Here is a 13,382-nt window from a genome sequence, read left to right on the forward strand (position 1 = left end):
TGCCCAGGGCGTTACCGGCCTGCCGCCTGCGACAGGACCTGGGAAGCCCACGCTTCGGGTGCGGGGTGGAGAAAGCACGCGGATGCCAGCTTGTAAGCACAACCCCTGCGGCGAGCCCGCCGCCGACGCGCGGCCTCTTCGGTGCAGGACCAGAGTTCCCGGGTAGCAGTGGGGACCGGCAGCGACGGCGCCCGTCAGGTCAGATGGTCGCAAGCGTCCACTGCGTGCAGTTGAGCACCGAAGGGAACGATTCGTGCATCCATCACGCCGCACTGGGTGTCGTGATCTTCTGCCGGCCCAGCTGCCGGCGCAGGGCATCAGCCTGGTAAGCCAGGACGACCGACTCGGAAACAACAACTGCCCATGCCACGGTCCAGGCGTCGAGGAAGTATGCGGCTGCGAGAATGAGAGGAACTCCTGCCAGGGCGCCGAGAACAGTGGAACTGGCCAGGGCCCTTGACTGATTCATGGCGACCAAGCAGGCCAGGCCGATGATCTGCGTGCAGGCCACGACCGTGAACATGAGGCCGAATGGCAGCGCTTGGGTCATAGTCAGCTTGAGTTCGCCGTGTGAGAGCATGGCGGCTATGGTCGGCGTGGCAACCGTAATCACTGCACCGCCCAAGAGCCCAATCAAAGGCCCAACAAATGCTGCCCGCCGGGCACGATGGGCGACGGTGTCCGGTCCTCCTTCAGGGACCCAGCCTTGAATAACCTGCAGCACAGGAGAGAAGGCTACGAGGCCGAACCTGAACAGCTTGTCTCCCATGGCGTACAGAGGGGTGGCGGAGGGCGCCAGCGCAGAGACAGCGAGGAGAGGCAAGGTGACGTAGAGGCTGGTTGTCCCAGCGGTAATCACGCCATGACGCTGCGGAGCCAGGCGCGCCAACGCTGCCCTTAGCCCCAAAGGGACTTTAGTGTTGGCGGGAAGTCCCCGGAGGATTACTGCGCTGGAGAGGAGCACCCCCACGGCAGTGAGGACAGCCAATGCAATGAGGAAATGGGCGAGCTCCCCGGTGATGTTGAGCACCAGGAAACCAACCAGGACCCCGGTCATCTGGGGGAGGGCATCCAGCAGAAAGAGCCGGGCGGGACGAGCTTCGCCGATGAAGTACCAGGTTGCCCCGAGGAAGGGCAGCAGATAGGCAACAGATCCCGCGACCACCACGCCGACGCCGGCGGGTGAAATCAAGAGCATCACTACGATCATTATTGGAAGCGTGAAGATGAACAGGTAGGCCCTGGATACCAGCGATTCCAGGTACATGGCAGGCCTTGCATCCCGCGGCATGCTGGCAACTGTCGCCGCGCCAGTGGTTCCCCAACCGAAGGCAACGAGAACGCCAAAAAGGATGGCACCTGTCTGGATAACGGCTAGGCTGCCCCATGCTTGGGCGCTGGTCCGGCCGATAATCAGGGGTACAGTAACCAGGCTCACAACAGTTGACGCCCCAACCGTTGCGGCGAAGCTGATCAGGCGTCGAATGTGGGTAGATCCTGCTCTGATGGACACGGGGCTCCTGTTCGAGGGGGACCTTACGATTCTAGGCGACGGGCTGAAGGGCTCAGTCCGATAGACTGCTGGGACTGGCCCCGCACTTAGGAGATGCATTGACGTTTGCGGCCGTTGTCGTTTCTTACAACCGAATCAACCTTTTAGAAAAGTGCCTTGTCGCGCTTGAGTCCCAGACTGAACCGCTGGATGAGATCATAGTGATCGAGAACGGTTCAACTGATGGGAGTGCGGACTACGTCCGAAAAAACCATCCGAACGTGACCCTCTTCGAGACCGGCAAGAATCTGGGCGGCGCAGGCGGTTTCGCTTGGGGCCTCGACATTGCCATGGCCAAAGGCCACGAGGCGGCCTGGCTGATGGATGACGACGCCGAACCGGAGCTGGATGCCTTCGCTCCCTTGAAAGCGGCGTTCCGGGGAATTGAACCCAGCCCCTCAGTTCTCGCTTCCTTGGTGACGCACGGACGCGATGTCTTCAACACCCGCAACCCCCCGGTCATCACAGCTGATGCCAAGCGGCATATGGATGCGAACGCCGCCGGCGGCGTGGCCATCGACACCGCCACCTTTGTTGGAGTGCTGGTTAACCTGGACCTCGCGAGGGAGACGCATCTTCCCTTCGTCGACTTCTTCATCTGGATCGACGATTCCGAGTACACGCACCGACTGTCCCGTATGGGGCTTGCCATGACCGTGCCTGCGAGCATGGTCAACCATCCCGTTGCCAAGGGAACGACGGCCGATATGGGGCCCCGTCTCTACTACCACATCCGCAACAGCCTGTGGTACCTGCGCGAGAAGAACACCGACCGGAACTCGAAGATCGTCAACCTGGGAGGGTTGGCTATCCAAACTCTGGAACAGGCCGGCAAGGCCGAGCACAAGCTCGGATGGGCATCAGCGGCGGCCCGCGGCTGGTTCCACGGAGTTGCCCGGAGGCCCAGGCGAATTGCGCCGGGTGGCTTGGTGAAGACCCTCTCGCGCGACAGCCGGGAAGCCCTTGGAATCCACGCGCTCGACTAAGCGCGGTCCTTAACGCTGCCGCGAATGGTGCCCGTGGGCAGGTGGGCCCGGATTGTACGGATGAATAGCTATAGCTCCGCACAACCGGGCCTGTCTGCGCGGGACGAAGTCCGCCGGACTGCCCAGCGTTTTCAGGAGGGTGACAGATGATCCTGTATGTCGGCCGGGATCCGTCCCTGCCGGCCCAACAGGCCATCCCGGATCCCTAGAACAATGGCCTTGAGCAGGAGCATCCGGTTCGGCCCGTAAGTGATGCGTATCAGATGGAAGATGCTTTCAAGCGCCACACGCTTCAGGATCCACGCCGGCTGGCTTAGCAGGTATGTTCGCGTCAATCGAACGCTGTTGCGGGCCATGTAGTAAACGCGGAACGGGGCGTGATAGTAGACATTAAGCTCACGTCCGGCGATCTTGACGCGAAGACCAAGTACTTTCATTGGGCGCGCTTGCCCGAGGGTGTGCGAGAGGTCACAGCCGTCGCCCGTGATCAGGCTATAGCCGTGCTGGCGCAGACGGGCTGTGAACTCTGAGTCGACCGCGTCGATAAAGAGCGACTCGTCGAGGAGGCCCACGTGATCCAGCGCGCTGGTGGAGATGAGCGTGCCTGACTGCATTGGGTCGAAGCCCTGCCCGAATTCATCTTTGCCGGGAAGCATGTCTATGCGCGTCCCGTTATGCGTCTCTGGGGTGACTGCACCCACTTTGATGCCAGCCCGCTTGGCGCGTTCCTCGGTCTTCTGCGCATTGGCGATGAAGGCGTCGCCGATCTCCGAATCCTGGTCGAGCGTTAGCACCCAGGAGGGATCCCATAATGCCCGGGCACGCTGTATTCCAGCGTTGAGGGCGGCCGCAATTCCTTTGTTCTCCTCCAACCTTATGACCTGGGCCATGTCCTCCAGTAGTTCAAAGGTGGCCTCGTCTGGAGAGGGTGAGCCGTCGTCGACAACCACAACCTTGTCCACCTGCCGCCGGAGCCTCCGAACCCGCTCAATGACCTCAGGGGGAGGGTTGAAAAGTGACAGTACGGCGACGACGGAGTCCTGCTGCGACAATGAATTTCCTTCCGGGAGCCTTGATCTCTGGCTGTTCGCTTCAGTCTATCGAGGGATGCGGTCTCGCTCCGTCCGGTACCATGGTCAGGCGCCGTCTGGTGCAACAACGATGGTGGGAGGATCTCTCTATGGCCGTAGTCGACGTCATGCTGCCCTATTACGGGGACGTGGGACTTATGAAGAAAGCTGCCAACAGCGTCATGGCTCAGCAATTCCAGGACTGGCGGCTACGGGTCTTCGATGACGGCTATCCGAGCACGGAGCCAGAAGAGTTTTTCGCCGGCATTGATGATCCGCGGGTGTCCTACCAAAAAAACGGTGAAAATCTCGGCGCCAACGGAAACTACCGCAAGGCACTGGCGCAGGCCGACGCCCCAATTGTGGTCATTATGGGTGCAGACGACATCATGCTGCCGAACTACCTCGATGTCGTCGTTCGCTCTTTCGAGGCCCACCCTGAAGCTGCAATCGTCCAGCCGGGTGTTCAGGTCATCGATGAGAACGGTGCGGCCGTCAACCCGCTGGTTGACCGCGTGAAGAAGGTGTGCGCACCGCAGGCGACATCGCCACTGGTCCTCGCCAATGAGGACTTGGCTGCAAGCCTGCTGCGTGCCAACTGGACCTATTTTCCGTCTCTGGCATGGCGGTCTGAGGTTGTGCAGGAGATTGGGTTCACTGAGGGCCTGGATGTCGTCCAGGACCTGGCCATGCTCCTCGACGTCGCAGCCCGCGGAGGTGCGCTTGTCGTCGATCCGGAGCTCGCGTTCCTGTACCGTCGTCATTCCGCGTCCGACTCCTCGGTGAGGGCTCTTGACGGACGTCGGTTTGAAGAAGAGCGTCGCTTCTTTCAGGATCAGGCTGAACGATTCAGGGCCCGCGGCTGGTCCAAGGCTGCCCGCGCCGCCACTACCCACCTAATGAGCAGGCTCAACGCTGCATCCCTTGTGGGTAAGGGCATTGCGTCCGGCAATAGCACTGCGGTACAAAAGCTTCTCAAGCACGTTGTAGCTTGATCTTGTAGCAGCCAAGTATGTGGAGGGGTGGTGCCGGGAGGTACCGCCCCTCCACTTTTTCTTCGCGTGGCGGCTGGATTATGAAGCTCTGCGTACGGGCCAATCTGCGGAGGGTTGACAGGACCGCGGCTGAAACCTTCTTGAAGCAGATGGCGCACGCCGCCCGACACCAGTGCCGCCCTTAGAAGCCGCCACGGGCAGTGGGAACAGGGGCGTCAGTCGGGGATATCTAAACGGACTGCAGCGCTTTGCTCCGGCGGACTGCCTCAACAAATGCTTTGCTCAGCATCCAGCGGGACTTGAGAATGGTCGGGATGCCCCGGAAAGTCTTAGGCGTGGTGTTGTTTGCGTGGAGGCGGCGGCTGAGGGTTTCGCGTTCGAGGTGCGCCATTGTTCCTCTGACGTTGGCGAGCATAGCAAGCCATTGGTCGTGGGTTTCGTAGAGGAACGGGGGGAAGGGCAGGCTGCTTTGAATGAAGGTGCGGCGGAAGGCCATGGCGCAGCCGTAGTAGGGGATAACACCGATCCAGAGTCGGATGAGGTTCCGGATCCTATGGCCGCCCGTGCCCTCTTTGAGTCGGAGTTGCTCAAGTTTGCGGGGCGAACCTTCGAAATAGCTGAAATTTGAGGCCACTGCTTCGGCGTTCTCAAGTGCCCGGATGAGGGCTTCTACGCGTCCGGGGAGCCAGAGGTCGTCCTGGTCAGAGAGCATGACGACCTCTCCGGTGCTGAGTTGGAGGGCTTTTTCGAAGTTGCGGACGTATCCGAGGTTTTCTTCGTTGAAGTGCGCTTTGACGCGGGGGTCATGAAGGTTGGTAAGCCACTCCCGGGTGCCGTCGGTAGATCCGTCGTCGACGATGATCACTTCGTCATGGTCGGTTAGTTGCGCGAGGATGGAATCCAGTTGTTCGTGAATGTGCTGGGCGCCATTGTAGGCGGCCATGCAAACGGATACGACCGGTCGTGTGGGCATGCATATTCTCCGAACGGCTTGGATGCGGGGCGTCACCCATCATAGCAACGGCCCAGTCGGCGGTCGTGCCGGATTGAACGTGCGCGGCTTTGTGCCGATAGCCTGAAGGTATGAAGATTATGGTTACCGGCGGGGCGGGCTTCATCGGCTCGCATACTGTTTTGCAGTTACTTGAGCACGGGCACGAGGTCATGGTTTATGACAACTTGAGTAACGCCAGCCCGGTGTCCCTCGAAAGGGTGCAGGAGCTTGGCGGCGCACCAGTACAAATGCGCACAGCAGATCTTCTGGACGCGCGTGCGCTCGAAGCGGCTGTGGGGGAGTTCCGGCCTGACGCGGTAATCCATTTCGCTGGGTTGAAGGCCGTGGGGGAGTCCGCCCAGATGCCGTACGAGTACTACATGAACAATGTGGTGGGCACCCTTAATCTGGTGGCTGCCCTGAAGAAGCATGGTGTCGAACGGCTGGTGTTCAGTTCGTCGGCGACTGTCTACGACCCTCAGAACCCATTGCCGTTGCTCGAAGACATGCGCCGTTGCGCAACGAACCCCTACGGGCGCACGAAGCAGCAGATCGAAGAAATCCTGGAGGACATATCAGCTGCGGACCCATCGCTGCGCATCGCGGTCCTACGGTATTTTAATCCGGCTGGCGCACACGGTTCAGGACGGATTGGCGAGGATCCCGTGGGGACACCGAACAATCTCCTGCCATTCGTAGCGCAGGTCGCTGTGGGGATGCGGCCGGTGGTCCGAGTGTTCGGCGATGACTACGACACGCCGGATGGGACAGGGGTACGGGACTACATCCACGTGGTTGACCTTGCCGCTGGGCACCTGGCCGCGCTGCGGTATCTGGACAGCAACGCAGGGTTGTTCACCTGGAACCTGGGTACAGGCCAGGGGACATCCGTACTGGAGGTCATTGATGCCTTCTCCCAGGTCACAGGCCGTCCAGTGCCGTATGAGATCGTCGGCCGTCGGCCGGGCGATGTTGCGGTAAGCCTGGCCGACCCCTCCAAAGCCCTCCGGGATCTTGGGTGGAAGGCTGAACGGTCCTTTGAATCCATGTGTGCAGACCATTGGCGGTGGCAGGAATCCAATCCCTCCGGCTACACCGCCCGGTCCTTGTAGCCGGTCATGGGGTCCTTCCCCCAGTTGGGACGCCGTTTAGGGTTGGAGTCTGTGTGACTGCTTCCAAGGGCAACAACACCAGATAACCCAACTAAAGCCCGAGGGCCTGAGCCCGGTGCGATACCGTGCTCAGGCCCTCGGGGTGGGAAGGTCCTTGTTGGCCTTCAGCGCTCAGTGCTGGTGGCTCCGGTCGGCTGCTGATGAGTGACTGGCGCCTGCAGGCGCGGACGGTCGTCCTCCAGCCAAGGGCGCGCGGCTTCGTCAAGCGCCATGCGCCTCGCCAGCAGCGTCAGCGCGAACTCTGACTGCCGGAACCGCTGGTACGTCGTTGACATGAACACGAAGAAACAGAAAATCAAGGCATAGAGCACCAAGTCCGTGCCGCGACCAATCCCAAGGAACTGTGCCACGCGAGTGAGCAGGTCGGGGAGGAAGATCGAGATCGCGGCCGCGAACGCGAACACCACAAGCAATAGCCGCCGGATTGCCAGGTGCCGTGAGTTCGAGCCTCCCCGCATCAGGGCGAGCGACACAAAAATCACTGCGATAACCAGAACAAGCTGGACTATGAAGATCAAGGGTTTGGCCTCCTATTTAAAGAACAGGTCGGCGACAATATTCACCGAATTAAGCAGGGACTGGCCTTTCGCCTTGGAGTAGTCCGTGTAGATGATGTGTACGGGATGCTCTACGTATCGGACCTTGAACGCCGCCAACTGGTGGACCAGCTCTGACGCGTGGGCCATGCGGTTCTGTTTGAGACTGATACGGCTGGCCACATCCCGGCCCAGCACCCGCAGGCCGTTGTGGGCGTCGGTCAGGTCCAGCCCGGTTGAAAGCTTCATCTGCAACGCAGCCACCTTCAACACGATCCGCTTCATGGCAGTCAGCTTCGTCCTGGAGTCCAAGAACCTCGAACCAAGCACAACATCCAGCGATTCCGTGCGCAAACGCTCTACCATCGCAGCCGCATCTTCAACGCGGTGTTGCCCATCGGCGTCGAACGTGACGATGGAGTCGGTTTGAGGGTCCTGCAGGGCGTACTCGATACCTGTTTGAAGTGACGCACCCTGGCCAAGGTTCACAGGATGCTCCACCACTACAGCGCCCGCGTTCCGGGCCACAACCACAGAACCATCACGGCTGCCGTCGTCAACACACACTACGTTCGGGAATGTTCCCAAAAGACCTTCGATGACCTTGCCAACAACGGTTGCCTCGTTGTACATCGGAATGACAACCCACGTCTTACTCACCGCACTATCCTCTCACAATCAGACACACACGGACGCGCCACAGTCACCGGACACTTGATGAAGACAGCGGCAGCGAACGCAGCCGCTGTAGCTGGTCAGCCGGAGAGAAACCTGCTGATTTGATTCGTGAGAGGTCGAGGACACTGTTGAGGGGACGCGGCGCTGCAGCCTTACCTGAGAAGTATTCCTCTGTGCTCACACCGGTTATGGCGTCCCGCGGAGCACCGCAGGCTTCGTACACAGCGGCCGCAATGGCTGCCCAGGACATGGGTTCGCCATCGTTGGACAGGTTGTAGGTGCCGTACGGCGCGCCAGTGGCCAGGAGGTGCTTGATTCCTGCGGCGATGTCCTCAGTAAAGCTGAGCCGGCCGATCTGGTCGTTCACCACCGAAGGTTCTACGCCGCGCCCCGCGAGTGTTGCCATTGTGCGCACAAAGTTATTGCCCTCTCCGATCACCCAGCTGGTACGGACGATGTAGTGCCTCGGCACGACGCTCACGGCCGCGTCGCCTGCTGCCTTCGTCTGGCCATAGACACCGAGCGGGCAGACGGGATCTTCCTCGGTGTAGGCAGATGATTTTGTGCCGTCGAAAACGTAGTCCGAGGAGACGTGGACGAGAGTCAGATTATTTTCGACGGCGATACGCGCCAGGCGCCCCACTCCTGTGACGTTCGCGTCCCATGCCGCCTTGCGGCCCTCAGGTGTTTCCGCGCTGTCAACGGCGGTATACGCCGCAGCATTGATGATGGTGGAGTAGTTCTTCCAGTTGACTTGCGCGCCGGCGTCCTCGGAAGCGAGGTCAAACATGTCCCGGGTAGCGAACTCCACTGACGCGTCGCCATCGTAGGCTTCCTGCAGCGCCTTGCCGAGTTGGCCATTTGCACCGAGGACGAGGGTCTTCCTTTGCGGCATCGGCCTCACATCTGCCAGGCGGGGGTGTGCCTTGTCCTTGTCGGACAGCTCCGCCTGATCCAGCGGGACAGGCCACGGAATGGAAACAGTCTCGTCGGCAAGGTTCAGGAAGGTGTACTGCCCCTGCGCGTCAGCTGACCAGTGATCGTTGACGAGGTACGTATAGGCGGTGTTGTCCTCGAGGGTCTGAAAGGCGTTGCCGACGCCGCGGGGGATAAATATGGCTTGGCTGGCATCGAGTTCCGCCGTGAAGACCGCACCGAACGAGGGTCCTTCCCGAAGGTCAACCCAGGCGCCGAAGATCCGGCCTGTCGCCACCGAGATGAACTTGTCCCACGGCTCAGCGTGGATGCCGCGCGTAGTGCCTGCCTTCTCGTTGAACGAGATGTTGTTCTGGACGGGTCTAAAGTCCGGCAGGCCGAGGGCTGCCATCTTTTCGCGCTGCCAGTTTTCCTTGAACCACCCCCGGTTGTCGCCGTGGACCGGGAGGTCGTAAAGCACCACGCCCGGGATCGGGGTTTGTCGGGAGGACAGCGGCTTTGAGAACTGTATGGACATGTTCTACTGGCCCTGTTCCCTGTACTTTGCTTCCGTTAGTGCCTTTTGGGGCCTCCACCAGTCTTCGTTGTCCCGATACCAGGCAATGGTGTCCTCTATCCCGGCATCGAAGTTGGAGAACTGTGGTTCCCAGCCGAGTTCCTGGCGGAGCTTGGTGGAGTCGATGGCATACCGCAGGTCGTGGCCAGCCCGGTCCACTACGTGGTCGTACGCATCAGGCGACTGGCCCATGTGCTTGAGGATCAGTTCGACGACGTCCTTGTTGTTCTTCTCCCCGTCAGCACCGATCAGGTACGTCTCCCCAATCCTGCCCTTGGCAATAATGGCCAGGACGGCGGAGGAGTGGTCGTTTGCGTGGATCCAGTCGCGGACGTTCTCACCTTTGCCATAAAGCTTGGGGCGGATCCCGTCGATCACGTTGGTGATCTGGCGCGGGATGAATTTCTCGACGTGTTGGTACGGACCGTAATTGTTGGAGCAGTTGCTGATAGTGGCCTGCAGACCGAAGGACCGCACCCAGGCGCGGACCAACAGGTCAGAGCCGGCTTTCGTCGACGAGTAGGGGCTGGAGGGGTTGTACGGCGTCTGCTCGGTGAACCGTTCGGGGTCATCCAGCTCCAGATCGCCGTAGACCTCGTCGGTGGAGATGTGGTGGAAGCGCTTGTTGTGTTTCCGGGCTGCCTCAATCAGCGTATACGTGCCGATGATGTTGGTATCGAGGAACGGGCGCGGGTCATGCAGGGAGTTGTCGTTGTGGGATTCAGCTGCGTAGTGCACCACAACATCAGTGTCAGCTACCAGTCGGTCCACCAGGTCAGCGTCGGCGATATCGCCTTGGACAAAGTTGAAGCGCTCCTCCGGCAGCCCCTTGAGGGATTCAAGGTTTCCGGCGTAGGTCAGCTTGTCCAGAACGGTGACATTGTCATCAGTGTTTTCAAGAACGTAGTGGACAAAATTGGAACCAATGAAGCCGGCGCCGCCGGTAACGAGGAGTCGTTGCATGATTCAAGATCGTAGCCGATAGGGTTTGAACATTGTTTGAATGAAGGGATCTCCGACGTGAACTTGCCGGCTGGCCAACTGCGTCCACCGCGGATTGTCGATGACTCGGAGCCCCCCAGCGTGCCACGGACGCTCGTTCAATTACTCGCTTCATCCCGGAAAAGACTTTTCGCGTGCGCTGCAGCTGTTTTCGGAGCTGCAGCTCTGGCCTTGGCCGCCTGGATCAGGCTTCCCGGGCTCACCAACGGGACCCTCTGGGCCGAGGACGGCGGGATTTTCCTTCGTCAGGCGATGGACAGCCGCTTCCTGAATGGCGTCATGGACCCGTATGACGGATATCTCCACCTTCTTCCCAGGCTTCTGGCACATCTGGCACTGCGAACCGGACCCCTTGAAGCGTACGCCGAGCGGATCTCCTGGCTGTCCTGCGCTTGCGTCGGGCTTGTGGGTGTCGCGGTGTTTTTCCTCAGCCGGCCTTATGTGTCACGTCTTGGCGGACGCCTGCTGCTGGCCGTGATTCCGGCACTCTTGCCCATCGGACCGCTCGAGGTACTTGGTAACACAGCGAACCTGCATTGGTACATGCTGTGGCTGGTGCCGTGGCTTTTGATCCATCCTGCCCGCACCCTTGCCTTCAACGGAGGCCTTGCCGCTTTGGCCTTCGTGGCCGCGTCGACGGAGATCCAAACCGTTCTTTTCGTTCCGCTGGTCGTTCTGGCGGTTCGCACGCATCGTCAATGGGGCGGCTCCGTCGGACTGCTTCTCGGTTTGGCCATGCAGTTCATTACCTACGCAAGCTTCCCGCGGTCTGTCTCGAAAGATGCGGTGCCATGGGACCTTGGCATGGTCCTCATCGGCTGGCTCACGCAGGGAGGCATGTCGAATATCGAAAGTTCAGCATCCAGCGTAGGGGTGGCCTGGACCTACTTTGGCGGGGCCCTGCTGATAATTCCCGTCGCACTCTTGCTCACACCTGTGGTCGCTGGCGCCGCGAAAGGCCGCGAGACCCTGCTGGCCGTCGTGGCGTTCGTCGGGGTTTCCGCGGCTCTTTGGTTTGCCGCTCAAGTCTTTAACAACCGTCCGTTCATGGCATATTCGTCCTTTACGGATGAAGAGTGGCTGAAGTTTGATTTCCTGCGCTACGCCGCTGCGCCGGCCATGTTTGCTCTTGGAGCACTGGCCATCGCTATGGGCGGTTTTCGATGGAGCCAGGAGACGCAAGGTATCCCCGGCACGATTGCGTCCACGCGACGCGTCCTCCGCTGGGAGATCATCTGCTCAACTGTCCTTATCACAATTCTTGCTTTCGGCTACTTCCCACCCACCAGTGCCCGCGCTGACGGTCCGTCCTGGGAAGAACAGATCACGGGTGGCCGGGCGGCGTGCGCGGCCGACCCGCGGCTCGCTGAAGTACCGGCGTTCGTGGCACCTCGTGGCTGGGGATTGGGGCGAGTAGCGATATCGTGTAACCGGTTGCGAACCAACGACAACGAAAGAAGGTGAGCGTGCGAGGAATTATTCTCGCCGGCGGTACGGGATCGAGGCTCCACCCGATCACGCTTGGTGTCAGCAAACAACTTGTTCCGGTTTACGACAAGCCGATGATCTACTACCCGCTTTCGACCCTGATTCTTGCGGGTATCCGGGATATTCTGATAATTACCACTCCGCACGACGCCGAACAGTTCCAGCGCCTCTTGGGAGATGGTTCGCAGTTCGGTGTAAGCCTGAGTTACATCCAGCAGCCATCTCCTGATGGCTTGGCGCAGGCATTCATTCTGGGTGCGGAGCACATAGGAAGTGAGCCCGTTGCGCTGGTTCTCGGCGACAACATCTTTTATGGTCCGGGCATGGGTACCCAGCTGCGCCGCTTCGAAAACATCGACGGAGGGGCCGTCTTCGGCTACTGGGTCGCCGACCCCACGGCCTACGGCGTTGTCGAGTTCGACGCCGAGGGCAAGGCAATTTCCCTCGAGGAGAAGCCTGAAAGCCCGAAGAGCCACTACGCCGTTCCCGGCCTGTACTTCTACGACAACGATGTTGTCGACATCGCCAAGAATCTCAAGCCCTCACCGCGCGGGGAGCTCGAGATCACCGACGTTAACCGGACCTACCTGGAGCGAGGCAAGCTGCAGGTGGAAATCCTGCCCCGCGGCACTGCTTGGCTTGACACTGGAACGTTCAACGATCTTAACGACGCTTCGAATTTCGTTCGCACCACGGAAAACCGCCAGGGCCTGAAGATCGGCGCCCCGGAAGAAATTGCATGGAGATTGGGCTTTCTCACCGATGATGAGTTGCGCGAGCGCGCCACTCCGCTGATCAAGAGCGGCTATGGCCAGTATTTGATCGACTTGCTCGAGCACGGCGCGTAGGCACCTGTGCGCACAAGCCGACGGCGGGTCCGCTTCACTTGCGGGACCCGCCGTCGGCGTTTTCTTTCCCACTTGCCTTACTGACGAATGATCCTGGCGCCGGCAGCTGCGGTCCAGTCAATCCGACCTCCCTGGAAGGGCTGGGAGCAGCTCTGACGGTCCGCAGCGCAGGTAACGGGTCCGGTCGGGTAGCCGAGGATCCCGCCTTCGAAGCCGGTGGTTTTCCAGGCGTCGCGGATGGGTCCGTTGGGTGAGATCTGGGCGCCTGTGGCGGTGGACCAGAGGATGGCTCCGTTTTGGAANCCGCCTTCGAAGCCGGTGGTTTTCCAGGCGTCGCGGATGGGTCCGTTGGGTGAGATCTGGGCGCCTGTGGCGGTGGACCAGAGGATGGCTCCGTTTTGGAAGTTCTGGTAGCAGCCGCCGTTTTTCAGGCCGCAGGTGAGCGGTCCGGTCGGGTATGCGAGGGTGCCGCCTTCGAAGCCGGTGGTTTTCCAGGCGTCGCGGATGGGYCCGKTGGGTGAGAYSTGGGCGCCTGTGGCGGTGGACCAGAGGATGGCTCCGTTTTGGAA

At 60.5% G+C, this 13,382-nt stretch carries 13 protein-coding genes and 1 pseudogene; 5 read left to right on the top strand and 9 right to left on the bottom strand.

Annotated elements, in window-relative coordinates:
• Positions 1 to 262: 262 nt before the first annotated feature.
• Positions 263 to 1,291 carry a hypothetical protein gene (locus ASG86_RS13100; protein WP_156386185.1) on the bottom strand — a complete coding sequence of 343 codons (1,029 nt, stop codon included), beginning with the start codon at positions 1,289 to 1,291 and terminating at the stop codon, positions 263 to 265.
• A 320-nt stretch (positions 1,292 to 1,611) separates the two neighbouring features.
• Between ASG86_RS13100 and ASG86_RS13105 the strand changes: the two genes are divergently transcribed.
• A complete protein-coding gene (locus ASG86_RS13105) occupies positions 1,612 to 2,538 on the top strand; it encodes a glycosyltransferase family 2 protein (protein ID WP_056334882.1) in 927 nt (308 codons plus the stop codon).
• 131 nt (positions 2,539 to 2,669) lie between these two features.
• Here the strand turns inward: ASG86_RS13105 and ASG86_RS13110 are convergent, their stop codons facing one another.
• The gene (locus ASG86_RS13110) at positions 2,670 to 3,590 is read right to left on the bottom strand and encodes a glycosyltransferase (RefSeq protein ID WP_056334885.1); all 921 of its coding nucleotides are present in this window, start codon (positions 3,588 to 3,590) and stop codon (positions 2,670 to 2,672) included.
• Between the two features lie 128 nt (positions 3,591 to 3,718).
• Between ASG86_RS13110 and ASG86_RS13115 the strand changes: the two genes are divergently transcribed.
• Positions 3,719 to 4,603, top strand: coding sequence for a glycosyltransferase family 2 protein (locus ASG86_RS13115; protein ID WP_056334887.1), 885 nt, complete (start codon positions 3,719 to 3,721; stop codon positions 4,601 to 4,603).
• Between the two features lie 229 nt (positions 4,604 to 4,832).
• Here ASG86_RS13115 and ASG86_RS13120 read toward each other — a convergent pair whose 3' ends face one another.
• Entirely contained in the window at positions 4,833 to 5,576 is a 744-nt protein-coding gene (locus ASG86_RS13120) for a glycosyltransferase (RefSeq protein WP_440151316.1), read from the bottom strand.
• A gap of 110 nt (positions 5,577 to 5,686) precedes the next feature.
• Between ASG86_RS13120 and galE the strand changes: the two genes are divergently transcribed.
• Positions 5,687 to 6,709 carry a UDP-glucose 4-epimerase GalE gene (gene galE, locus ASG86_RS13125; protein ID WP_056334893.1) on the top strand — a complete coding sequence of 341 codons (1,023 nt, stop codon included), beginning with the start codon at positions 5,687 to 5,689 and terminating at the stop codon, positions 6,707 to 6,709.
• A gap of 164 nt (positions 6,710 to 6,873) precedes the next feature.
• On the opposite strand, the gene ASG86_RS13130 is transcribed toward galE, so the two are convergent.
• The 4 genes from ASG86_RS13130 to rfbB are packed head-to-tail and all read right to left on the bottom strand — an operon-like array spanning position 6,874 to position 10,438.
• Positions 6,874 to 7,287 (bottom strand): DUF2304 domain-containing protein, encoded by a 414-nt coding sequence (locus ASG86_RS13130; protein ID WP_056334896.1) that lies wholly within the window; start codon positions 7,285 to 7,287, stop codon positions 6,874 to 6,876.
• 12 nt (positions 7,288 to 7,299) lie between these two features.
• The gene (locus ASG86_RS13135) at positions 7,300 to 7,965 is read right to left on the bottom strand and encodes a glycosyltransferase family 2 protein (protein WP_235565175.1); all 666 of its coding nucleotides are present in this window, start codon (positions 7,963 to 7,965) and stop codon (positions 7,300 to 7,302) included.
• A 43-nt stretch (positions 7,966 to 8,008) separates the two neighbouring features.
• Positions 8,009 to 9,436, bottom strand: a complete 1,428-nt coding sequence (locus ASG86_RS13140) for a sugar nucleotide-binding protein (protein ID WP_056334899.1) — start codon at positions 9,434 to 9,436, stop codon at positions 8,009 to 8,011.
• 3 nt (positions 9,437 to 9,439) lie between these two features.
• Positions 9,440 to 10,438 carry a dTDP-glucose 4,6-dehydratase gene (gene rfbB, locus ASG86_RS13145; protein ID WP_056334904.1) on the bottom strand — a complete coding sequence of 333 codons (999 nt, stop codon included), beginning with the start codon at positions 10,436 to 10,438 and terminating at the stop codon, positions 9,440 to 9,442.
• A gap of 210 nt (positions 10,439 to 10,648) precedes the next feature.
• Between rfbB and ASG86_RS13150 the strand changes: the two genes are divergently transcribed.
• Both ASG86_RS13150 and rfbA read left to right on the top strand, forming a co-directional pair.
• Positions 10,649 to 11,941: a hypothetical protein gene (locus tag ASG86_RS13150; RefSeq protein WP_056334906.1), complete on the top strand. Its 1,293-nt coding sequence runs from the start codon at positions 10,649 to 10,651 to the stop codon at positions 11,939 to 11,941.
• A gap of 2 nt (positions 11,942 to 11,943) precedes the next feature.
• Positions 11,944 to 12,813 (top strand): glucose-1-phosphate thymidylyltransferase RfbA, encoded by an 870-nt coding sequence (gene rfbA / locus ASG86_RS13155; RefSeq protein ID WP_056334909.1) that lies wholly within the window; start codon positions 11,944 to 11,946, stop codon positions 12,811 to 12,813.
• Between the two features lie 77 nt (positions 12,814 to 12,890).
• On the opposite strand, the gene ASG86_RS21025 is transcribed toward rfbA, so the two are convergent.
• On the bottom strand, positions 12,891 to 13,115 hold a 225-nt coding region (locus tag ASG86_RS21025), incomplete at its 5' end, for an LGFP repeat-containing protein (protein WP_442854302.1).
• 1 nt (position 13,116) lies between these two features.
• Positions 13,117 to 13,367: pseudogene (locus tag ASG86_RS21030) on the bottom strand (LGFP repeat-containing protein); the annotation flags it as partial.
• Positions 13,368 to 13,382 lie beyond the last annotated feature (15 nt).

The organism is Arthrobacter sp. Soil764 (assembly GCF_001428075.1).
Taxonomy (GTDB): Bacteria; Actinomycetota; Actinomycetes; order Actinomycetales; family Micrococcaceae; genus Arthrobacter.

Bases quoted from the DNA above. Each gene is read 5' to 3' on its own strand.
- ASG86_RS13100 (WP_156386185.1), bottom strand. From the start codon at position 1,291: ATGCCGCGGGATGCAAGGCCTGCCATGTACCTGGAATCGCTGGTATCC.
- ASG86_RS13115 (WP_056334887.1), top strand. From the start codon at position 3,719: ATGGCCGTAGTCGACGTCATGCTGCCCTATTACGGGGACGTGGGACTT.
- ASG86_RS13120 (WP_440151316.1), bottom strand. From the start codon at position 5,576: ATGCCCACACGACCGGTCGTATCCGTTTGCATGGCCGCCTACAATGGC.
- galE (WP_056334893.1), top strand. From the start codon at position 5,687: ATGAAGATTATGGTTACCGGCGGGGCGGGCTTCATCGGCTCGCATACT.
- ASG86_RS13140 (WP_056334899.1), bottom strand. From the start codon at position 9,436: ATGTCCATACAGTTCTCAAAGCCGCTGTCCTCCCGACAAACCCCGATC.
- rfbB (WP_056334904.1), bottom strand. From the start codon at position 10,438: ATGCAACGACTCCTCGTTACCGGCGGCGCCGGCTTCATTGGTTCCAAT.